Annotated in this window: 18 protein-coding genes; 9 read left to right on the top strand and 9 right to left on the bottom strand. The window is 70.2% G+C overall.

Going from position 1 to position 20,237, the window contains the following annotated elements; genetic code table 11:
• Nucleotides 1–213: 213 nt before the first annotated feature.
• The 4 genes from Y590_RS10780 (at nucleotide 214) to thrS (ending at nucleotide 5,639) form a co-directional block, all read left to right on the top strand.
• On the top strand, nucleotides 214–1,611 hold the full coding sequence (locus Y590_RS10780) for a dicarboxylate/amino acid:cation symporter (RefSeq protein ID WP_060769832.1): 1,398 nt from the start codon (nucleotides 214–216) through the stop codon (nucleotides 1,609–1,611).
• Nucleotides 1,571–2,536 (top strand): ROK family protein, encoded by a 966-nt coding sequence (locus tag Y590_RS10775; protein ID WP_060769831.1) that lies wholly within the window; start codon nucleotides 1,571–1,573, stop codon nucleotides 2,534–2,536. Before Y590_RS10780 ends, Y590_RS10775 begins: the two co-directional genes overlap by 41 nt.
• Nucleotides 2,533–3,294, top strand: a complete 762-nt coding sequence (locus Y590_RS10770) for a hypothetical protein (protein WP_060769830.1) — start codon at nucleotides 2,533–2,535, stop codon at nucleotides 3,292–3,294. Before Y590_RS10775 ends, Y590_RS10770 begins: the two co-directional genes overlap by 4 nt.
• A 317-nt stretch (nucleotides 3,295–3,611) precedes the next feature.
• A complete protein-coding gene (thrS, locus tag Y590_RS10765; RefSeq protein WP_060769829.1) occupies nucleotides 3,612–5,639 on the top strand; it encodes a threonine--tRNA ligase in 2,028 nt (675 codons plus the stop codon).
• 3 nt (nucleotides 5,640–5,642) lie between these two features.
• Here thrS and Y590_RS10760 read toward each other — a convergent pair whose 3' ends face one another.
• Nucleotides 5,643–7,943 carry a class I SAM-dependent methyltransferase gene (locus tag Y590_RS10760; protein WP_060769828.1) on the bottom strand — a complete coding sequence of 767 codons (2,301 nt, stop codon included), beginning with the start codon at nucleotides 7,941–7,943 and terminating at the stop codon, nucleotides 5,643–5,645.
• Nucleotides 7,944–8,018: 75 nt separating this feature from the next.
• Nucleotides 8,019–9,413, bottom strand: a complete 1,395-nt coding sequence (locus Y590_RS10755) for an aminotransferase-like domain-containing protein (protein WP_060769827.1) — start codon at nucleotides 9,411–9,413, stop codon at nucleotides 8,019–8,021.
• Between the two features lie 127 nt (nucleotides 9,414–9,540).
• Between Y590_RS10755 and Y590_RS27305 the strand changes: the two genes are divergently transcribed.
• Complete coding sequence (locus Y590_RS27305; protein WP_286161890.1) at nucleotides 9,541–9,672, top strand: hypothetical protein; 132 nt, start codon at nucleotides 9,541–9,543, stop codon at nucleotides 9,670–9,672.
• A 107-nt stretch (nucleotides 9,673–9,779) separates the two neighbouring features.
• Here the strand turns inward: Y590_RS27305 and Y590_RS10750 are convergent, their stop codons facing one another.
• Both Y590_RS10750 and Y590_RS10745 read right to left on the bottom strand, forming a co-directional pair.
• Complete coding sequence (locus Y590_RS10750; protein WP_060769826.1) at nucleotides 9,780–10,172, bottom strand: hypothetical protein; 393 nt, start codon at nucleotides 10,170–10,172, stop codon at nucleotides 9,780–9,782.
• Between the two features lie 5 nt (nucleotides 10,173–10,177).
• A complete protein-coding gene (locus Y590_RS10745) occupies nucleotides 10,178–11,110 on the bottom strand; it encodes an RgsD C-terminal domain-containing protein (RefSeq protein ID WP_060769825.1) in 933 nt (310 codons plus the stop codon).
• 156 nt (nucleotides 11,111–11,266) lie between these two features.
• Here Y590_RS10745 and Y590_RS10740 point away from each other — a divergent pair, with 156 nt between their 5' ends.
• Together Y590_RS10740 and Y590_RS10735 are read left to right on the top strand one after the other, a co-directional pair.
• Entirely contained in the window at nucleotides 11,267–11,854 is a 588-nt protein-coding gene (locus tag Y590_RS10740; RefSeq protein WP_060769824.1) for a nitroreductase family protein, read from the top strand.
• Between the two features lie 10 nt (nucleotides 11,855–11,864).
• Nucleotides 11,865–12,470 carry a flavin reductase family protein gene (locus tag Y590_RS10735; RefSeq protein WP_060769823.1) on the top strand — a complete coding sequence of 202 codons (606 nt, stop codon included), beginning with the start codon at nucleotides 11,865–11,867 and terminating at the stop codon, nucleotides 12,468–12,470.
• Nucleotides 12,471–12,900: 430 nt separating this feature from the next.
• Here the strand turns inward: Y590_RS10735 and Y590_RS10730 are convergent, their stop codons facing one another.
• The 3 genes from Y590_RS10730 to Y590_RS10720 form a co-directional block, all read right to left on the bottom strand.
• Entirely contained in the window at nucleotides 12,901–13,893 is a 993-nt protein-coding gene (locus Y590_RS10730) for a catalase family peroxidase (protein WP_060769822.1), read from the bottom strand.
• Between the two features lie 92 nt (nucleotides 13,894–13,985).
• Nucleotides 13,986–14,588, bottom strand: coding sequence for a glutathione S-transferase family protein (locus tag Y590_RS10725; RefSeq protein WP_060769821.1), 603 nt, complete (start codon nucleotides 14,586–14,588; stop codon nucleotides 13,986–13,988).
• A gap of 38 nt (nucleotides 14,589–14,626) precedes the next feature.
• Nucleotides 14,627–15,289: an aldolase/citrate lyase/malate synthase family protein gene (locus Y590_RS10720; RefSeq protein ID WP_060769820.1), complete on the bottom strand. Its 663-nt coding sequence runs from the start codon at nucleotides 15,287–15,289 to the stop codon at nucleotides 14,627–14,629.
• 179 nt (nucleotides 15,290–15,468) lie between these two features.
• Between Y590_RS10720 and Y590_RS10715 the strand changes: the two genes are divergently transcribed.
• Together Y590_RS10715 and Y590_RS10710 are read left to right on the top strand one after the other, a co-directional pair.
• Nucleotides 15,469–16,572 carry a transglycosylase SLT domain-containing protein gene (locus tag Y590_RS10715; protein WP_060772253.1) on the top strand — a complete coding sequence of 368 codons (1,104 nt, stop codon included), beginning with the start codon at nucleotides 15,469–15,471 and terminating at the stop codon, nucleotides 16,570–16,572.
• Nucleotides 16,569–18,266 carry a DUF2336 domain-containing protein gene (locus tag Y590_RS10710; protein WP_060769819.1) on the top strand — a complete coding sequence of 566 codons (1,698 nt, stop codon included), beginning with the start codon at nucleotides 16,569–16,571 and terminating at the stop codon, nucleotides 18,264–18,266. The genes Y590_RS10715 and Y590_RS10710 overlap by 4 nt, the downstream gene beginning before the upstream one ends.
• 43 nt (nucleotides 18,267–18,309) lie before the next feature.
• Here Y590_RS10710 and Y590_RS10705 read toward each other — a convergent pair whose 3' ends face one another.
• Together Y590_RS10705 and Y590_RS10700 are read right to left on the bottom strand one after the other, a co-directional pair.
• Complete coding sequence (locus tag Y590_RS10705; protein ID WP_060769818.1) at nucleotides 18,310–18,894, bottom strand: hypothetical protein; 585 nt, start codon at nucleotides 18,892–18,894, stop codon at nucleotides 18,310–18,312.
• Between the two features lie 36 nt (nucleotides 18,895–18,930).
• Nucleotides 18,931–20,103: a zinc-dependent alcohol dehydrogenase gene (locus Y590_RS10700; protein ID WP_060769817.1), complete on the bottom strand. Its 1,173-nt coding sequence runs from the start codon at nucleotides 20,101–20,103 to the stop codon at nucleotides 18,931–18,933.
• Nucleotides 20,104–20,237 lie beyond the last annotated feature (134 nt).

Raw genomic sequence — 20,237 nt, 5'->3', positions numbered from 1 at the left:
CGGCCCGAACGTCGCCACGGCGGCCGTGACGCGAGACTTCGCCGCGCTATGCGGACAGATGGCTCGCCACGATACCCGGCCAGGTCGAAAGACCCATCGGTTACAAACGCCGCGCCGACTACCGAGGTGCGATTGAGCACCAGGATCAAACGGAATAGCGTCCGCCCAAAGCCGCCCGGGCGAGGCCGCGCAACACGGTATCGGTGAGGAAACATGGCCCATTCAGCAACCCATGATGCGGGCGCCCCCGGCACGTCCGGCGCGCACACCCCCTGGTACCGGGTGCTCTACATCCAGGTGCTGATCGCCATCGTGCTCGGCGTGCTGCTCGGCTGGCTCTCACCGGAATGGGGCAAGTCGCTCAAATGGCTCGGCGACGGCTTCATCGCGCTGATCAAGATGCTGATCGCGCCGATCATCTTCTGCACCATCGTCCACGGCATCGCCTCGATCGGCGACCTGAAGAAGGTCGGCCGCGTCGGCCTCAAGGCCCTGATCTACTTCGAGGTCGTCTCCTCCCTCGCGCTCCTCATCGGCATCGTCGTCGGCGAGGTGGTCCAGCCGGGCGCCGGCTTCGGCGCCGACGTGTCGAAGCTCGATGCCAAGGCGGTCGAGGGCTACGCCAGCAAGGCGGCGGCGGATTCGACCGTCGCCCACCTCCTCGGCATCATTCCCAAGAGCTTCTTCGACGCCTTCGCCACGGGCGACCTGCTGCAGGTGCTGCTGATCTCGGTGCTGACCGGCGTCGTGCTCACCGGCATGGGCAAGAAGGGCGAGAGCATCACCCACGGCATCGACGCGGCGGGTCAGGTCTTCTTCCGCATCATCGGCCTCATCGTGAAACTCGCGCCCCTCGGCGCCTTCGGCGCCATGGCCTTCACGGTGGGCCAGTACGGCATCGGCAAGGTCATCGACCTCGCTTGGCTGGTGGGCACGTTCTACACCACCTCGCTGCTGTTCATCTTCGTCGTGCTCGGCGGCATCGCGGCCTTTGCCGGCTTCTCGATCATCAAGTTCCTCGCCTACATCAAGGACGAGCTGCTGATCGTGCTCGGCACCTCCTCCTCGGAGACCGTGCTGCCGCACATGATGACCAAGATGAAGCGCCTGGGCGCCTCGGACTCGGTCGTCGGCCTCGTGATCCCGACGGGCTACTCGTTCAACCTCGACGGCACCAATATCTACATGACGCTCACCACGCTGTTCCTGGCGCAGGCAGTGGGCGCCGATCTCACGGTCGGGCAGTACGCGACGATCTTCCTCGTCGCGATGCTGACCTCGAAAGGTGCCTCGGGCGTCACCGGCGCGGGCTTCATAACCCTCGCCGCGACGCTGGCCGCCATCCCCGGCGCACCGGTGCCGGTGGCGGCGATGACCCTGGTGCTCGGCGTCGATAAATTCATGTCGGAATGCCGCGCGCTGACCAACCTCATCGGCAACGGTGTGGCCACGATCGTCGTCTCCCGCTGGGAGGGCGAGCTCGACAGGAAGAAGCTCGCCGAAGTGATGGCGCATCCGGTCTCGATCGGCACCGAGATCTCCGACGAGGCGCCGGAAGGCCCCGGCGAGGATGAGCCGACCCCCGCTCCGAAGGTTGTGGCAGCGCAGTAAGCCCGCTTTGGCCTCCGACCGGTTGCGGATCGGGATCGATCTCGGCGGCACCAAGATCGCCGGGATCGCGCTCGACGCCGACGGGGCGACGCGGGCGGAGACCCGTGTACCGACCCCGCGGGGCGACTATGCCGGAACTCTCGACGCCATCGCCGGTGTCGTCGCCGCTTTGGAGCAACAGGCCGGCGCGACGGAGGCGAGCGTCGGGGTCGGCATGCCCGGCGCGGTCTCCCGCGCCACCGGCCTGATCAAGAACGCCAACTCGGTCTGGCTGAACGGCCGCCCGTTCGCGGCGGATCTTACCGCCCGGCTTGGCCGCCCGGTGCGGGTCGAGAACGACGCCAACTGCCTCGCCGTCTCGGAGGCGGTGGACGGAGCCGGCGCGGGCGAGACCCTCGTCTGGGCGATCATTCTCGGCACCGGCGTCGGTTCAGGCATCGCGGTCCGAGGACGGGCGCTGACGGGCCGCAACGCCATCGCCGGGGAATGGGGCCACAACCCGCTTCCCCAGCCCCGCGACGACGAACGCCCCGGCCCCGCCTGCTATTGCAGCCGCCACGGCTGCATCGAGACCTGGCTCTCCGGCCCCGGCCTCACCGCGGACTTTTCCCGGTGTACGGGTCAGACGCTGACCGGCGAGGCGATCGTCGCCCGGGCGCAGGCCGGGGATGCGGAGGCCGCCGCGGCGATGGCGCGCTACCGCGACCGGCTCGGCCGCGCCATCGCCCAGGTGGTCAACATCCTCGATCCCGACGTGATCGTGCTCGGCGGCGGCCTCTCGCGGGTCGAGGGCCTCGTCGCCGCCTTGCCGGAGACAATCGCACCGCACGTCTTCTCCGACCGCTTCGACACGCCGCTGCGGGCGAGCCTGCACGGCGACGCTTCGGGCGTGCGCGGCGCGGCGTGGCTGTGGGAGACGACATGATCGGCTGGCTCCGCCGCCTGCTCGGCCAGGACCGCCCACCCCCGCACCCCGTGCCAGCCTGGAAACCGGGACCGCCCCCGCCGCCCGTGCCGGCCTGGGAGCCGAAACCGCAGCCGCCGCAACGCCGCAGCGAGGCGGAGATCGACGCCGTCGCGGCGGCCCTGAACGGCTTGATCGCGGCGGGCCTCCGGCTCGGGCCCCATTACGAAGGAATGGACCGGCGCGCGGTCGCGCGAGCGATGGCGGAGCATCCCGAATTCGCGGTCGGCGACGACACCGCGACCCGGCCGCTGACCGAGCACAGCCCGGAGGCGCTGTCGATCGACATCCTGTGGAGTTACCGCGCCCTCGCCGACGCGATCGAGGACGAATTCACCAACGCGGCAATCTTCGAAGATCACGGCTACGACGGGGCCGACGAAGAGACCTATCGTGCGCTGTTCGCCCGGCTGATCGATCTCGCCGGGGTCTGGACCGGCCGCGGCGTCACCGTCTCCCGCGTGCCGGGACTCGGGCCCTACGGGCACGGCTTCCGCGTCGCGTTCGAGACGCAGCCGCCGATCCCGCCCCTCACCTTCCCGGCCGACAAGAACTTCGACTGGAGCCTGCTCGAACGGCTCGACGCGAGCCGGCCGGCGGGCGAGACGCGCCGGTTCCGGGTCACCGCCGATGGTGGGGCGGGGCTCGTTCTGTTCCTCGATGACGCCGAAGCCAGTGCGATCGCTGCGCGCCTCGGCTGGGGTCCGGACGATCTGTGAGAGCGCCCGTCTGATCGGATGTCTGGCAAGCGCCCCGCTCCTTGCTGAGCCGCCGAGCGAAAGCTCGGCCTCGAAGCAACCCGGAACGGTCGATCCTGAGGGACACGTCTGCGGGATCAGCGTTGCGGCGTGCTTCGCGCCGCTGCGCGGCGCCTGAGCATGAGGAGCGGCGGGATGCCAAACGCGCGCCGTTTAACGGGCTCTGTCGGCTGCTGTTGTCTCTTGGTGTGGTGAGTCAGCATTGACTTCACCCGCCCGCCTTCCGAAAACCCGCCGTCCCCTCCCCGGGGCGTCATTGACGAAAACACGGTCCCATCATGCCCATCCTGACCTTCCCCGACGGCAACACCCGCGCGTACGACGCCGCGGTGACCGGTCGGACCGTGGTGGAGGGCATCGCCAAGTCGCTCGCCAAGCGCACGGTCGCCATGGCGCTCGACGGCACGGTCTGCGACCTCGACGACATGATCGCGCGCGACGCCGCGATCGAGTTCATCTCGCGCGATGATGCCCGCGCGCTCGAACTGATCCGCCACGACTGCGCGCACGTGCTGGCGGAAGCCGTGCAGGCGCTCTGGCCCGGCACGCAGGTGACGATCGGCCCCGTCATCGAGAACGGCTTCTACTACGACTTCGCCAAGGACGAGCCGTTCACGCCGGAGGACTTCCCGAAGATCGAGGCGAAGATGCGCGAGATCATTTCGCGCGATGCTCCGTTCACGAAGGAAGTCTGGAAGCGCGACGACGTGAAGGCGCTCTTCGCCGAGAAGGGCGAGAGCTACAAGGTCGAGCTGGTCGATGCGATTCCGCCGGGCGAGGATCTGAAGATCTACCGCCAGGGCGAGTGGTTCGACCTCTGCCGCGGCCCGCACATGACCTCGACGGGCAAGGTGGGCTCCGCCTTCAAACTGATGAAGGTCGCGGGCGCCTACTGGCGGGGCGATTCCAACAACCCGATGCTGACCCGCATCTACGGCACGGCCTGGGCGACGAAGGAGGATCTCGACGCCTACCTGCACCGGCTGGAGGAGGCGGAGCGCCGCGACCACCGGCGGCTCGGCAAGGAGATGGACCTCTTCCACTTCCAGGAGGAGGGGCCCGGCGTCGTGTTCTGGCACGCCAAGGGCTGGACGATCTTCCAGGAGCTGATCGCCTATATGCGCCGCCGCCTGAAGGGCGACTACGCCGAGGTGAACGCCCCGCAGATCCTCGACAAGTCGCTGTGGGAGACCTCCGGCCACTGGGGCTGGTACCGCGAGAACATGTTCGCGGCCCAATCCGCCGGCGAAGAGGCCGAGGATAAGCGCTGGTTCGCCTTGAAGCCGATGAACTGCCCCGGCCACGTGCAGATCTTCAAGCACGGGCTGAAATCCTACCGCGACCTGCCCCTGCGCATGGCCGAGTTCGGCGTCGTCCACCGCTACGAGCCGTCCGGCGCGATGCACGGTCTGATGCGGGTGCGCGGCTTCACCCAGGACGACGCGCATATCTTCTGCACCGAGGACCAGCTCGCCGCCGAGTGCCTGAAGATCAACGACCTGATCCTCTCGACCTACGCCGATTTCGGCTTCGACCAGATCCTGGTGAAGCTCTCGACGCGGCCCGAGAAGCGCGTCGGCTCCGACGCCCTGTGGGACCACGCCGAAGCGGTGATGACGCAGGTGCTGGCGCAGATCGAGGAGCAGTCGGGCGGCCGGATCAAGACCGCGGTCAATCCCGGCGAGGGCGCGTTCTACGGGCCGAAATTCGAGTACGTGCTGCGCGATGCCATCGGCCGCGACTGGCAGTGCGGCACCACGCAGGTGGACTTCAACCTGCCGGAGCGGTTCGACGCGAGCTACATCGACGCCGACAGCCAGAAGAAGCCGCCGGTGATGATCCACCGCGCCATCTGCGGCTCGATGGAGCGCTTCACCGGCATCCTGATCGAGCACTTTGCGGGGCATTTCCCGCTCTGGCTCGCGCCGGTGCAGATCGTGGTGGCGACGATCACCAGCGATGCCGACCCCTACGCCCGCGAGGTGGTCCGCGTGCTGGAGCGCGCAGGGCTCCGGGTCGAGGCCGACCTGCGCAACGAAAAGATCAACTACAAGGTCCGCGAGCACTCGCTGGCCAAGGTGCCGGTGCTGCTGGCGCTCGGCCGCCGCGAGGCGGAGGAGCGCACGGTCTCGGTGCGCCGCATGGGAAGCCAGAAGACCACCACGATGGCGCTCGATGCCGCGCTCGCCGCCTTCATCGAGGAGGCGACCTCCCCGGATCGACGCCGGGCGGACGCCGCCGCGGAGAGCCATCCGAGCACCGATGCGGTGCTCGACGGCCAGCACGTCGAGCTTCCGGCGCCCTGATCGTCAACGTGCCGACGTGAGCAGTTCGCGCCAGCGGTCGCGCATCGCCTCCAGGGCGTTGGCGTAGTCATCGCTCCAGGGCCGGCGGGAAAGGTCGGGCGTCACCGCCCGCCAGCCCATGGCCTTCGCCTCGCGGACGACCGCCGGATCGCGGCTCATCAGGACGACCTCGGAGGGCGAGTGCGCGAATCCGACGGATGGCTGCCGCGGTGGATCGAGGCGCTGCAACAGCGTCAGGTCCCGCTCGGCGGCCAACCGCGCCAGCACGTGGCTCAGGCTGAAATCCCGGTTGCTGATGTGGAAGGCGAGCAGGCCCTGCGCATCGAGATGGGCAAAGTTGATGGCGAGCGCCTCGCGGGTCAGCAAGTGGATCGGGATCGCATCCGACGAGAAGGCATCGACGACGAGCACCCGCGCCTGTTCGGTTCGGCCCGACAGCGTCAGACGTGCATCGCCCTGGACGACGCGGGCATCCGGTGCGCATTCCGAGAGGAAGTGGAAGGTGTTCGCGTCCTGTGCGAGGCGAATCACCACGGGATCGATCTCGTAGAAGGTCCAGGCCTCCCCCGCTCGCGCATGGCAAGCGAGGCTGCCGGCGCCGAGCCCGACCACGGATACCGCCGGAATCGCCCCGTTCACCCGACGGCTGATCTCGAACACGTCCGAGAGCGGACCGCCCGGTGCGAAATAGGTCGCGGGGACGGGACGCCCGGTGCTTGCCCGACCCTCGTCGTCGCGCAGGCGCATGGCCCCGTGGATCGTGGTGCCATGCACCAGCAGGCGAAACTGACCGTCCGGGCTGGTGTACACGCGGTGGACGCCGAAGAAGCTCCGGTGGTTGCCGCCCTCCGCCATCACCGCGGCCTGCAGCGCGAGGCAAGCGACACCGATCGCGATCCCCACCAGCGACGCCCGTGCCGGCGAGCGCCAGTCGGCCGCCAGCGTGAGCACGAGACAGACCATCAGGACCTCGATCCCCAATTGCGGTCCCCTCGCCACGAGGGCGAGCAGCGCCGCGAGGAACGCACCGATCAGAGGGACCGCCGAGCGACGCGCCTCTCGCAGGACGGCCGGCAGACCGCCGGCGGTGACACCGGGCCGGCACAGGAGGGCGGCGGCGAGGAGCAGCGGATACTCGTAGACGCCGGAGAAGAGGTGCGGCGCCACGAGGGCGGCGAAGATCCCACCACACATGCCGCCGAACGAGGTGCAGAGATAGAATTCCGTGAGCCGCGCCGCGGGGGGCCGGAGGGCGTAGACGGCGCGGTGCGCCATCAGGGCGTTCACGAAAAGCAGGCCAAGCGTGAGCCCGAGATCGAGCAGGAACGGCGTCTGCTTGAACACCACCACGGCGAAGGCGCAGCCGGTCCCGGCGATCTGGAGGCCGGAGAGCAGGCGACCCGTTCGATCCGGACCCGGTTGTGCGGGGCGAAAGGCCAGGATGAAGCTCACGAGATAGAGTGCGAGCGGCACGACCCAGATCAGGGGAATCGCCGCGACATCGGTCGAGATGTGTGCGGTCGCCGCGACGAGCAGCGCGGAGGGCACCGCGGACAGGCCGATCCAGGCGAGACGACGGCGGGGGCTGGCTTCGACCGTCAGCTCGGCCTCGACCGGCGCGGCCACCGGTGCGGTGTTGCGCAGGCGCAGCCCGCACGCCACCACGGCGCAGGTCATCGCAGCGTAACCCAGCGACCAGAGGCGCGCCTGTGCGTCGAGGCCGAGCAGCGGCTCGATCAGAAGCGGGTAGGCGAGAAGCGCCGCGAAGGAGCCGATATTCGAGGCGCGGTAGAGGAAGTACGGATCGGCGCTGCGCGCGTCCCCCGAGCGGGCGAACCATGCCTGGAGAAGGGGCGCGCTCGCGGAGAGGGCGAAGAACGGCAGGCCGATCGAGGCGAGGAACAGACCGATCAACCAGAGGGCTTCGCCTTCCGCCGGGGGTGCGCCGAACCCTTTGGCCATCCCCACGGGCAGGAAAACGACCCCGGCGAGCAGCACGAGGACGTGCGTGGCGAGCGCCGCCCGAGGCTGCAGCCAGCGCGTCAGAGCGTGGGCGTAGGCATACCCGGCGAGCAGGAGCGCCTGAAACACCACCATCGCCACGGACCAAACCGCAGGCGTGCCGCCGAGGATCGGCAGCACGCGCTTGGTGAACATCGGCTGGAGGCTGAACAGCAGCAGGGCCGCAAGAAGAAGTGTTCCGGAGAAGAGGCCGACGAGCCCGATGCGGAAGCCGAGCCGCGCCGCCAGTGCGGAGGCCGGTCCGCCCCGCGCCGCTCCCCGCGATGCGCCGATGAACGCCATCCTATGCCCCCGAACTCAACCCCTCCGATCAGAGTGCACGCCAAAGTTTTAAAGTTGGATTGCAGAGCGTGAGGCTCAGCCCTCCATCGCCCGCGCCAGTTCGGAAAAAACCCGCGGGTCGGCGCATTGCGCCACGTTGAACCGCATGGCGCCGGCGGCGCCCTGGCTCAGCGAGAACACGTTGCCCGGCGCCAGCACCACGCCGCGGGCCAGCGCCCGGCGGGAAATCTCGGCCGCGTCGAGGCCGTCCGGCAGGCGCGCCCAGAGGAACATGCCCCCCTTCGGCACGAAGGGCACGGTGACGCCGACCTCCGCGAGCCGCCGCACGACCGTGCCGCGGGCCTCCGCCAGCCGGGTGCGCATGGCATCGACATGGTGGCGGTAGCTGCCCTCGGCGAGGAAGCGGTGGACGGTGGCCGCGGTGAGGTGGTTGTCGCTCAAGGAGACCGCGAGCTTGAGATCGACGAGGCGCTCGACCCAGTCGTCGCGGATCGCGATCGCGCCGACGCGGGCCCCGGTCGAGATCGTCTTCGAGAAGCCGCCGACATGGATCACCCGGTCGAGCCCATCGAAGCCGGCGAGCCGCGGTCCCGGCTCCGCCTCGAAATCGGCATAGGCGTCGTCCTCGACGATGAGCGTGCCGTGCATCTCGGCGAGCCGCAGGATGCGGTGGACGGCGACCGGGCTCAACGTGGCGCCCGTCGGGTTCTGAAGGGCGGAATTGGTGATGTAGAAGCGGGGGCGATGCTCGATCAGCGCCCCCTCGAACGCAGCGAGATCCGGCCCGTCCGGCCCGAACGGCACGCCGGCCATCTGCAAGCGGTGGGCGCGGGCGAGCGCCTGGAACGAGAAGTAACAGGGATCGTCGAGCAGCACCGTATCGCCGGGCTCGGCGAGGAAGCGGATGATCAGGTCGAGCGCGTGGGTGACCGAATCGGTCAGCACGAGCTGATCGGGATGGGCGCGGATGCCGCGCTCGGTCAGCCGCAGCGCGAGGTGCTGGCGCAGCGGCGCATGGCCCTGCGGCGTGTCGTAGAACATCACCGCGTCGCTCTGGCGGGCGACTTGGCGCAGGGCCCGGCGCAGCTCCGCCTCCGGCAACCAATCCGGCGGGAGCCAGCCACAGCCGGGCCTCAGGGAATCCGGCCGCGCCTCGAGCGATTGCCGGGTGATCCAGATCGGATCGACCGCCCGGTCGAGCCGCGGCCCGATCGCGGTGAGGCAGAGCGGCTCCGGGCGGGCGGAGACGAAGAAGCCGGAACCCGGCCGCGAGACGATGGCGCCGCGCGCGGCCAGCCGGTCATAGGCCTCGACCACGGTCGATTTCGAGACCTGCATGCTGTCGGCGAGGCCCCGCACCGAGGGCAAGCGGGCACCGGGGCCGAGCGCCCGGCCCTCGATGCGCGCCTCGATGGCGCGCATCACCGTCTCGACCCGCGAGAGGACCGGTTCCGCGACCGTCACCGTCATGGCTGTCCCTTCGAACTGTACCGGCGCTCGTCCCGGACAGTTCTTCGAAATCGTACCGCAACCGTCCCTGTCGGGAAAGCGGCGGCGCCGTCATATCGGTGCCATCGAGCCCGATAGGAGACAGACCATGACGTTTTTTGAAGACACCCACGCGCCGCATCCCGGCGCCCGCGCCTGGATCGGCCGGCGCCTGCGCGATGCCATCGTCCTGGCCGCCGGCGCCGTGCTCGCCCTGCCGCTGATCGTGCCGTTCGCCTAGGGCATCGCCCCGAAAGGCGGTCGCCGGCTTTCGGAAAGCGACGGTGCGAAAGCAAGGACCTTGAGACGCCGGGCTGACGCGATCGGGCCGGATTCGGCTCTGCGCGATCAGCCGGCGGTGCAGTTCGCCTCGAACAGCGCTTTGGCCCGCTCCATGGCCCGGAACGCCGCCATGGAGCCCGGGCTGCGCAGTTCCGGCCCCTCGGGCAGACGCCCGAGGAAGGGTTCGGACAGGTCGGCCACGAACGGCCGGGGGCCGGTATAGGCGCCCATGCGGTTGCGCAGATCGACCGTGCCGCACAAAGCCCCCGCCCGGCCGATCCGCAGACCGGCCACCTTCGCCTCGGGGTCGCGCATCTGCCGCTCGATCAGGCTCAGCACGGTCCGCGCCGCCTCCGCCCCGACGCCGGCCTCCGAGCCGTCCACGACGGTCTGAGCCCCCGCCGCACCCGCGCCGGACAGAATCAGGAGGGCCGCGAGGGCGGTCTTGCGCAGGCGCATCGGGCTCAGCTTCCTTTCGCCACCACTTCGATGTCGCGGTCCATGCCGCTCTCCACCTTGAACTCGCGGGTGAAGACCTGCCCGTCATGGCGGGCGATGAGCACGTAGTCGCCTTCCGCCAGGGTGACGGACGGGAAGGCGCCGATCGCCTCGCGGATCGTGTCGCCGCCCGGCGTCAGCACGCTGAAGGCGGTGCCGGCGAAGGCCTCGGAGCCGGGGGCGGCCACGAGCTTCAGGGTCACGGTCGCGGCGCGGTGGTTCATGGTCGCGTCGGTGACCTTGCCGTTCTCGACCCGGAGGTCGGCGCGCTGGATCGCGTTCGAATCGCCGTAGCTCGACACGACGTGGTAGGTGCCCTCGGGCAGTCGCACGATCTCGCCGGCCTTGATGCCGCTGCGCACGAGGCGCCCTTCCGAATTCGTCCCGATCGGCACGTAGACCGAGAAGCCGAGCTGGTTGCCCGGGATCTTCTGGTCGCCGACCGCCCCCGACAGCTTGAGGGCGCCCGCGGCCACGCGGAGCTGATCCGTGCTGGCGGTGCCCGCCATGGTGATCCGCTTCGAGGCGCTGGCATAGCCGTAGGTGACGGTGGCGACGTAGGCGCCGGCCGCGAGCTTGAAGGTCGGGGCGGGATCGTTCGAGCGGGCGACGATGGCCGGGCGGGCGCCGTCCCCGTTCTCGCCATAGACGCGCCAGGTCAGGCCGGAGCGGATCGGCCCGTTCGCGCCGACGAAAACTGCCGAAAGCGTGAGATCCGCCTCGCCCTCCGCCGCGGGCGGCGGCAGCACCGGCCCGGTGACGCCCGGCGAGGGCAGGCCCGGCCCGAACGGCGCCGGCGCTTGCGCGGCAGCGGGCGGAATCGTGAGGAGAGCGGCCAAGGCACCGACCAAGACGACGACCGAGGCGACGATTCTGCAGCCTGCGGACCCGCGTCCCATCGTCCCTCGACCCTTCTGCCCGCGCCGTCCGGGGCCATCTTGGCCCTCGGTGCGCCCTCGATGCACCCGCGCGCTCTTGAAACCCGACCGTGGCGGCGGCATGGCGGTCGGGAACCGAGTCTCACCCATCCTTCAGCCACCGCACGCGGATTGTCCATGACCGAGATTCGAGACGCCGCGCAGGCCGGCACCCTCGACCTGCTGCGCACCCGCCGCTCGGTGCCGCCGATGCTGCTCGACGGGCCCGGCCCCACGGCGGAGGAGCTCGACGCCTGGCTCGCGATCGCGGCGCGGGTGCCCGACCACGGCAAGCTGAGCCCCTGGCGCTTCCTCGTGATCGAGGGCGAGGCGCGCGAGCGCGTCGGCGCGATCATCGAGCGGACCTTCCTCGCCGACTTTCCGCAAGCCGACGAGAAGCGGCGTGCGCAGGAGCGGCAGCGCCTCACCCACGCGCCGACGGTGGTGGGTGTCGTCTCCCGCGCCGGGCCGCACGTCAAAATCCCCGAATGGGAGCAGGTGCTCTCGGCCGGCGCCGTCTGCATGAACCTCGTGGTCGCTGCGAACGCCGCGGGCTTCGCGACCTCGTGGCTTACCGAGTGGTTCGCCTATGACCGCCGGGTGCTCGATGCCCTCGGCCTCGACCCGGCCGAACGGATCGCCGGCTTCATCCATATCGGCCGCGCCCGCGAGGTGCCGTCGGACCGGCCGCGGCCGGACCTCGCCCAGATCGTCACCAGGCTCTGAGGGACGCCCCATGCATTACGAGGCAGAGGCGCCCAGCCTGCCGCACAACCCGCTGAAGGCCATCGTCGCCCCGCGCCCGATCGGCTGGATCAGCGCCATGGACCGGGCGGGGCGGGTGAACCTTGCGCCGTACTCGTTCTTCAACGCGGTCGGCGGCGAGCCCGACATGGTGATGTTCTCCTCCTCGGGCCGCAAGGACGCGATGACCTTCGCGGAAGAGGGCGGCGAGTTCGTGTGCAGCCTCGCCACCTTCGACCTGCGCGAGGCGGTCAACGCCACCTCGGCGCCGCTGGCACGGGGCGAGAGCGAGTTCGGCTTTGCCGGTTTGACCCCCGCACCTTCGCGCCGCGTGCGCCCGCCCCGCGTCGCGGAATCGCCCGCGGCAATCGAGTGCAAGTGGCTTCAGACCGTGCCGCTGGTGCCGCTCGGCGGCGGCGAGCCGGCGAATTTCATGGTGATCGGGCAGGTGGTCTCGATCTACGTGGACGACCGCTTCGTGAAGGACGGCCGGGTCGATACCGGCGCCATGCGCCCGATCCTGCGCGGCGGCTATTTCGACTACTTCACCACCGAGTCCGAGAACCGGTTCGAGCTGCGGCGGCCGAAGGGCGCTTGAGCGCGGGGGTGAGATCCCGATCCGCGTGATCGCTGTTCGGTCTGCGGAACTCCGTCACGGCGCACCGGAACACGGCCGAGGGCCTGCGGTTGGTCACGCAGGACGGCAGCATGACCTGCCGCACTCGGGAGCGAACGCATGATGGGACTGTCTGGACGCGGTATTCTCCTCGGTGCCGCGCTATTCACCGGTCTCGCCGGGAGCGCCGCGGCGGCTGAGGACAAACGGGCTGCCTCCCCGTCCCCGGCGAAAGACCGGAACGAGGCCGCCCCCTCCACGGGCAGCGTGGGCGCGGGTGGACTGACCGGCTCGGGCGCCACGAAGGACGGGGCGCGCACCGGCGCTTCGGACACGCCCCGCCCCGCCGGATCCGCGGCTCCGGCCGCCGGGACCGCCCGTTAGACGGAGCGATCCCGGCCACGACGACCCTCTACTGCGCGCGCCGGCCGAACGACACCGCGTAGGCCTGAACGCGCGCATCGATGAGCGGATCATCCGATACCTCGATGCCGTCGGTGAGCGCGTTCGGCATGAACAGCAGCGCCTTCTCGGCCTCGGCGCTGTCCGGCACGACCTTGGTGACCGTCAGCGTGCCGAGGTCGAGGGTCTTCCGGCTCTCCGGCCACGGCTTCGTGGCGTCGTTGGTGGGATCGCCCGCCTCGGCGAGTTGCGCCAGCACCCGGAACTTCGCCGGCTCCTTGGCGATGCGTGGGCCGATCTCGTCCATGAGGTAGTTCGGCTCCCGCTTGGCCGCCTCCTCGGCGGACAGAATCTCCTCGCCCTGGACCGGGACGAACCGGAAGCGGAACGGCTGCCGCTTGCCGTCCTTGTCGACGAACACGAAGGCGTTGACGCCGTTATAGGTCTGCCGGGCAAGGCTCGACGGGGTCTTGGCCGTGGCGCCGGCGGTGGCCGCAGCGGGGTGCGTCGCGACGAAGCGTTCCAGTGCGGTCGGCTTCTTCGCGTCCGGCCCACTCTCGGACACCGCCTTCAGCAGGTCGCGGAATTCCTCGCCGGTGGCGACAGGGAAATAGGCGAGCGCGTTCAGGACGACGTCCATATCCGAGCCGTCGCCGAGCTTGAACTTGAGCGACATGCCGTGGGGATTGGCGTTGGCGGCGCCGTCCGCGATCGTCGGAACACCGGTCGCATCCGAGAAGCGGATCGTCACCGGCACGGCCGGCCCCGCGAACAGGGACGCCTTGCTGATCTTCGCCGCGTCGGCGGAGGGGGTGAAGCTGCCCTCGGCGACCACGCCCTTGGCGTGGTTGGCACGCTTTCCGGGATGCTTGCCGAACAGGGTGTTCATGACGTCGATGGTCTGCTCGGCCGTCGAGCTGTCCTGCGCTCGGGCCGGAAGGCCGCCGAGCAGAGCCAGCGCGACACCCGCAGCCAGCGCACGTCCGTATCGTGAAACCACCATTCATTCCTCTCGGCGCATGTCGCGACATGGGAGATGGGGCGGCCCACGCGAAATGGAACGGTTTCAATCCGAAGCAAGCGCCGGTCACGACCTCATGCCGACAGGCCCGCCGCGTCGATCCCGAGCCCGGTCTCAACACGTTCGATCCAGGACCGCAGAGCCGGATAGGGCGTGAGATCGAAGCCGCCCTCGTGGGCAAGACGGGTGTAGGCCACGAGGGCCACGTCGGCGAGGCTCAGGCCAGAGCCGACGAGGAAGGGCCGCTCCGCCAGCGCGCCCTCCATCAGCGCGAGCGCGGCGTGGCCCCGCTCGAACAGCTTCGGTTCCAGCTCGGCCTCCGATCGGCCGAGATAGAGGAGCTGGAAGCGGCGCACGGCGATGTACGGCTCGTGGCTGTACTGCTCCCAGAACAGCCATTGCCGCATCTTCGCCTGCGCGAAGGCATCCGCCGGGATCAGAGCGGAATCGCGGGCGAGATAGCCGATGATCGCGTTCGATTCGGCAAGGCTGCGCCCGTCCTCCAGCACCAGGGTCGGCACGCGCCCGTCCGGGTTGAGGGCGAGGAACTCGGGGGTGCGCGTCTCACCCTTCAGGATGTCGAGCTCGCGCCAGTCGAGGTCGATCCCGAGATGCGCGGAGACCCAGGCCACCTTCAGACAATTGCCCGACTTGCGGTCGCCGTAGACGGTGAACATGACGACCTCTTCTGTTTCGCTTGCGGCCGAGGGCGGCCTCATCCGGCGCCGTCGCGCGGCCGGGCCGCAACGCGCGCCGGGGCCCGCACCACGACCCACTCGAAGCCGTCCTGCCGCGCCGCCGCAAGCCGTTCGGGTGAGCAATCCTCGCCCGCTGTCACCATGTCGAAGGCGGCCACCCCGGCCGCCGCCGCGGCGAGGCGGACGAGGCTGCGGGCCTGGGCGAGCGCGCCCGTTTCTCGCAGGACGGCCGCAAGCGCCGTCCCGTCGAGGCCGAGGCCGGTCAGCCGCGGGCTCGCTCCGGCAAAGCTGTGGGCGTCGAGCACGCCGAGGGGATGGCCGATCACGGGGAGGATCACGGTCGCGCCGTCGGGCAGGCCGGCCTGCGCCTCGCAGACGGCGAGCCGGCCCCCGAGGGCGGCCACGTCCCGGCCGGAGCGCGCATCGCGCAGCAGCACGCCGTCCGGCCCTTGCGCCATGAGTGCATCGAGGCCGGAATCGTCGGGACCGTCGAGCGCAGCGTAGAGCGTCAGATCCGGCCGGCGCGCCCGCAGATCCGCCACGAGCCCCGGAGGCAGCGCCGCTTCGAACACCAGCGCATCGGCCCCCGCCGCCAGAGCCGCAGCGGCCGATGCCGCATCCACGATGGCGACGGCGCGGCGCAGCGCGTCAGGCTCGGAAGGGGGCGAGGCGAGGCACATGCGTCCTTCGATGGATCGGAGCGGATTCAGAACGGCGCCTCCTCCGTCCAAGCGAGCGAAAAACCTACGCTTTCTTATGACGCGACAGGTCGGAAGCGGCCTCATTCAAGCTTCCTTTACCATATGTGCAGGAAAGTCGGGTCTCGCGGGGCCGAGTGACGGTCCCGGCGGGACACGTCATGTTCCTGTTCACCAATTCTCCCGTCGCCACCCGCGAGACCGCCGCCCCGGCGCGTGCCGCCGCGGCGAGCGGCGAGGTCGTCGATGCGATCCGCGAAGGGGCGCAGACGAGCGGCGTCGGCTTCGATTACCTGCTCGCCACGGCCCAGCGCGAATCGAGCCTCAACCCCTCGGCCAAGGCGAGCACCTCCACAGCGACCGGCCTGTTCCAGTTCATCGAGCAGACCTGGCTCGGCGTCATGAAGAATGCCGGGCCCAAGCTCGGCCTCTCCACCTACGCCGACGCGATCTCCTCAGGCGCGGATGGCCGCTACACCGTGGCGGATCCGGCGGCGCGGCAGGCGATCCTCGATCTGCGCCGCGATCCCAAGGTCTCGGCGGCGATGGCGGGCGCGCTGACGCAACGCAACGGCGAGGCGTTGAGCGCGGCGCTCGGGCGTGAGCCGAATGCGGGCGACCTCTACGCGGCTCACGTCCTCGGGGCGAAGGGTGCGAGCGCCTTGATCGCGTCGGCGCAGGCGAACCCGTCCCGTCCCGCCGCCCTCGACATGCCGGAAGCGGCCGCCGCCAACCGCAGCCTGTTCTACGACCGCGCCGGGCGCCCGCGCAGCGCCTCCGAACTCTACGGATTGTTGAGCCAGACCACCTCCGGCGTGGCGACCCCGGTCGCGACCGCCGCGGCCGACGCGAACCCTCCGACGTCCTACGCCTCGCTGGAGGGCGGGCTGCGCTCGCTGTTCCAGACCGACCGGCGCCAGGGCGCGGTCTCGGAAGGGGTGGCCAAGCTCTGGCAGAACCGCGCCGCCGCGAGCAATGCGGAGCGCACCGGCCCGACCTACTTCCCGCGCTCCGACGCCTGGAACGAGGCCGAGAGCACGGCGGCGGTTTCCGCCGCGAGTGTGGGCACGGCCGTGGCGGAAACCGCCGCCGCCTCGGAGGCCATCGTCGTGCCGCTGCCGCCGCGCCGGCCCGCCGGACTGACGGCGATGGCGGCCACGACCACCACCTTCATGGCCGGCCCGACGACGGACCGGCCGCCCGCCACACCTGCGAAAAACTCGCTGTTCGATCCCTCCGCCTTCCGGCTCAGGAGCGGCTCATGATCCTCCGCCAGTTCCTCACCCTCACCCAGAACGCATCCCCCGAGCGGCGCGCCGAGGCCGCGGGCGCGCTGACGCGCAGCTACCTCCAGGGCACGCTGGGCCCGGAGGCGGCTTGGGAAGCCAAGACGGCCCTGCTCGCCCTGCTCGACGACCCCGCCGCGGCGGTGCGCCGGGCCCTGGCGCAGGCCTGCGCCGACTCGGATCAGGCACCGCGCCCGCTGATCGTGGCGCTCGCCTCCGACCAGCCGGACATCGCCTGCCTCGTCCTGGCGCGCTCGCCCGTGCTGATGGATGCCGACCTCGTGGATTGCGTCGCGATGGGCTGCGAGGAAACCCGCACCGCGGTGGCCGGGCGGCTCGACCTGTCGAAGCCGGTCGCCGCCGCCCTGGCGGAGGTGGGCGGCGCCCCCTCGCTCATCGCCCTGGCACAGAATCCCTTCGCCGCGATCGGCACCCCCGCGCTGCTGCGGATGGTCGAGCGGCACGGCGACGACGCGACCCTGCGCCAAGCCCTGCTCGCGCGCACTGATCTCGCCATCGAGGTCCGCCACGCCATCGTCACCCTGATCGCCGAGCAGCTCTCGCGCTTCGGCCAGGATGCCGGCTGGATCAGCTCCGAGCGCGGCGCCCGCACCGCCCGCGAGGCCCGCGACGCCGCGGCGCTGGCGCTCAGCGACGAGGCCGGGGAAGCCGGGCTCGCCCGGCTCGTCGCGCATCTGCGGGTGCAGGAGCAGCTCACCGCCGGGCTGATGCTGCGGGCGGTTCTCTCCCTGCGCCTGCCCTTCGCGGAGATGGCGCTGGCCGAGTTGAGCGGACTGAGCCGCGCCCGCGTCGCCGGGCTGATGCGCGAGCCGCACGGAGCGGGATTTTCCGCCCTGCATCGCCGCGCCGGACTGCCCGAGCTGCTGCTGCCGGCGGTGCGCGCCGCGCTGACCGTGTGGCGCGATTCCAACGACGGCCGCAACGGCATCGACGGGCCGCGTCTTGCCCGCTCGATGATCGAGGCGGCGCTGACCGCCTGCGAGACCCTGCCCTTCACCGAAGCGCGCGGATTGATGGCGCTGCTCGCCCGCTTCGAGGCCGAGGCGGCCCGGGACGAGGCCCGCATCCTGGCGCACGAACAGGCCGAGGCGCAGGCGCGGGAAACGGGCGAGGCCGCCATCCTGCTCACCGCACCGGCGCCGGTGGAGGTCGTCGCCGCAACCGCGCCCTCCGAGATCCTCGTCCTGTCCCCGGCCTCCGCCACGTTGGAGCCGAACATGCCCGACGCCTCGACCGCGTGGCCGCTGGCGCCGCGGCCGGAAGACCGGATCGGTGCGACCGTGGTCTCGGCCGGGCCGGACGCGACGATCGTGCCGGATTCGGCCGAGATCGTGCTCGCCGGCCTCGCCGACGCAATCATCGCGCAGTTCATGGCCGACCGTGCCGCGGCCTCGGCGCCGATCCCGGCCCCGATCGCGGCGCCCTCGCCGGAGCCGCTGACGGCGATCGTTCCGGAACCGTTGCCGGAACGCTTGCCCGAACTCTTGCCCGAAATCTCGGCCGAAATCTCGGCCGAACCCCTGCCCGAGATCTTGGTCGCGCCCAAGCGCATCGCACGCCCGCGCGCGATCGCCGTGGCGGTGGCCGCCGGCATGATCCCGGAGCACCTGATCCTCAGCTACCGCGCGGACCGGGAGCGCCTCGCCGCCTGAGCCGGCCTTAACGCGGAGACGGCTTGTACGCCGCCTCGGCGCCCTACACCTCGGCCGACGTCCAAGGCCGCATCGCCTGCGGCCCGACGATGTCGAGCGGCGGCTCGAAATCGCTGGCCCGGCCGCGCATCGCCTCGGGCGATTCCGGGAAGCCGCTGCGGCGCCCATAATCGCTGCGAACCCGGCGTGAGGGACGGAGCGGCGCCTCCGACAGGTTGTGGGCGCAGACCACATCGAGGGCGGTGACGCCGGCCAGGGCCATGAGCGCGATCATCGCGTTGCCCCGTTTCGGGTTGGTCTCCTCCAGGGCCGGCAGCACCGTGGCGATATCGACGGCATCACCCCCGACCCGCCCCCAGATCCAGGGTGTGGGATCCTGCGTGCCGAGGATGCCGACGCCGGTGACGATCTCGCGCACGCCGTAGGCGTGGATGACGGGAGTCAGCTCGGGCTTGCCGAGCCAGCGGGCGATCGCCGCGCCGCCGACGATCTCGGCAGCGCCGAGACCGAGAGAGAACCAGCCGAGTCCCTGGGCCAGCCCTTCCGTCGCCGGATCGGGCCGTCGTCGGGAATCGGGCGCGATCCGAGCGAGCGCGCCGCCGTTCGATCTGTCGTTGTCGCGGGCCATGACACCTCCGCTTTCGAGATTGAATCGGTTTGCCCGTCAGGGCCGCAGCACGACCTTGATGCAGTTGTCCTTCTTGTCCCGGAACGTCCGGTACAGCTCGGGGCCCTGTTCCAGCCCGGCCCGGTGGGTGATGACGAAGGAGGGATCGATCTGGCCCTCCTCGATCCGCCGCACGAGGTCGTCGGTCCAGCGGTTCACGTGGGTCTGTCCGGCGCGGATCGTCAGGCCCTTGTTCATCAACGCGCCCATCGGCATCTTGTCGACGAGGCCGCCATAGACGCCGGGAATCGAGAGGATGCCGGCGGGGCGGCAGACATAGATCATCTCCCGCAGCACCGAGGCGCGATCGCTCTCCAGCATCATCGCCTGCTTCACCCGGTCATAGACCTGCTCGACGGCGCGGGGCGAATGCGCCTCCATGCCGACCGCGTCGATGCACTTCTCCGGGCCCTTGCCGTGGGTCAGCTCGTTCAAGCGCTCGACCACGCTCTCGCGGCTGTTGTCGATGACGATCGCACCACCCGCCCGCGCCATGTCGAGGCGCTCCGGCACGCTGTCGATGCACACCACCTGCTTGGCGCCGAGCAGGATCGCCGAGCGGATCGCCATCTGCCCGACCGGGCCCGCGCCCCAGATCGCCACGGTGTCGTGCGGCTGAATGTCGGCCTGCACCGCCGCCTGCCAGCCGGTGGGGAAGATGTCGCCGAGGAACAGCACCTGCTCGTCGGTGAGCGAATCCGGCACCTTGATATGCGTCTTGTCGGCGAACGGCACCCGCACATATTCCGCCTGCCCGCCGGGATAGCCGCCGGTGAGGTGCGAGTAGCCGAACAGGCCCGCCGTGGTGTGGCCGAACACCTTGGCGGCGAGATCCCGGTTGCGGTTCGAGCGCTCGCAGACCGAGAAGAAGCCGCGCTTGCACTGGTCGCACTCGCCGCAGATGATCGTGAACGGGATGACGACCCGGTCACCCTTCTTCAGCGCGCCGTTCAGGCCGCGGCCGGTCTCGACCACCTCGCCCATGAACTCGTGGCCGAGGATGTCGCCCTTCTTCATCGCCGGGATGAAGTGGTTGTAGAGATGGAGGTCCGAGCCGCAGATGGCGCAGGCGGTGACCTTGATGATCGCGTCGCGATCGTCTTCGATTTCGGGATCGGGAACCGTATCGCAGCGGATGTCCTGGGTGCCGTGCCAGACGAGGGCTCTCATCGGATCTCTCCCAAGGATTATTTTCGGACACGCGCGAATGCTTGCGCACGCTGCCTGTATATCCACGGGATAGCGGGTTTTGTTTCGATCTTGATCGATGATGTTTGGAGATGCTTACAATTGATCGTTTTTCA

The sequence above is a fragment of the Methylobacterium sp. AMS5 genome (assembly GCF_001542815.1).
Lineage (GTDB): Bacteria > Pseudomonadota > Alphaproteobacteria > Rhizobiales > Beijerinckiaceae > Methylobacterium.
This window is presented reverse-complemented; position numbering and strand designations above follow the sequence as displayed.

What these genes read in the sequence shown, in the direction of transcription:
- Y590_RS10780 (WP_060769832.1), top strand. Translation starts at nt 214, where the DNA reads ATGGCCCATTCAGCAACCCATGATGCGGGCGCCCCCGGCACGTCCGGC.
- Y590_RS10775 (WP_060769831.1), top strand. Translation starts at nt 1,571, where the DNA reads ATGAGCCGACCCCCGCTCCGAAGGTTGTGGCAGCGCAGTAAGCCCGCT.
- Y590_RS10770 (WP_060769830.1), top strand. Translation starts at nt 2,533, where the DNA reads ATGATCGGCTGGCTCCGCCGCCTGCTCGGCCAGGACCGCCCACCCCCG.
- thrS (WP_060769829.1), top strand. Translation starts at nt 3,612, where the DNA reads ATGCCCATCCTGACCTTCCCCGACGGCAACACCCGCGCGTACGACGCC.
- Y590_RS10760 (WP_060769828.1), bottom strand. Translation starts at nt 7,943, where the DNA reads ATGGCGTTCATCGGCGCATCGCGGGGAGCGGCGCGGGGCGGACCGGCC.
- Y590_RS10755 (WP_060769827.1), bottom strand. Translation starts at nt 9,413, where the DNA reads ATGACGGTGACGGTCGCGGAACCGGTCCTCTCGCGGGTCGAGACGGTG.
- Y590_RS27305 (WP_286161890.1), top strand. Translation starts at nt 9,541, where the DNA reads ATGACGTTTTTTGAAGACACCCACGCGCCGCATCCCGGCGCCCGCGCC.
- Y590_RS10750 (WP_060769826.1), bottom strand. Translation starts at nt 10,172, where the DNA reads ATGCGCCTGCGCAAGACCGCCCTCGCGGCCCTCCTGATTCTGTCCGGC.
- Y590_RS10745 (WP_060769825.1), bottom strand. Translation starts at nt 11,110, where the DNA reads ATGGGACGCGGGTCCGCAGGCTGCAGAATCGTCGCCTCGGTCGTCGTC.
- Y590_RS10740 (WP_060769824.1), top strand. Translation starts at nt 11,267, where the DNA reads ATGACCGAGATTCGAGACGCCGCGCAGGCCGGCACCCTCGACCTGCTG.
- Y590_RS10735 (WP_060769823.1), top strand. Translation starts at nt 11,865, where the DNA reads ATGCATTACGAGGCAGAGGCGCCCAGCCTGCCGCACAACCCGCTGAAG.
- Y590_RS10730 (WP_060769822.1), bottom strand. Translation starts at nt 13,893, where the DNA reads ATGGTGGTTTCACGATACGGACGTGCGCTGGCTGCGGGTGTCGCGCTG.
- Y590_RS10725 (WP_060769821.1), bottom strand. Translation starts at nt 14,588, where the DNA reads ATGTTCACCGTCTACGGCGACCGCAAGTCGGGCAATTGTCTGAAGGTG.
- Y590_RS10720 (WP_060769820.1), bottom strand. Translation starts at nt 15,289, where the DNA reads ATGTGCCTCGCCTCGCCCCCTTCCGAGCCTGACGCGCTGCGCCGCGCC.
- Y590_RS10715 (WP_060772253.1), top strand. Translation starts at nt 15,469, where the DNA reads ATGTTCCTGTTCACCAATTCTCCCGTCGCCACCCGCGAGACCGCCGCC.
- Y590_RS10710 (WP_060769819.1), top strand. Translation starts at nt 16,569, where the DNA reads ATGATCCTCCGCCAGTTCCTCACCCTCACCCAGAACGCATCCCCCGAG.
- Y590_RS10705 (WP_060769818.1), bottom strand. Translation starts at nt 18,894, where the DNA reads ATGGCCCGCGACAACGACAGATCGAACGGCGGCGCGCTCGCTCGGATC.
- Y590_RS10700 (WP_060769817.1), bottom strand. Translation starts at nt 20,103, where the DNA reads ATGAGAGCCCTCGTCTGGCACGGCACCCAGGACATCCGCTGCGATACG.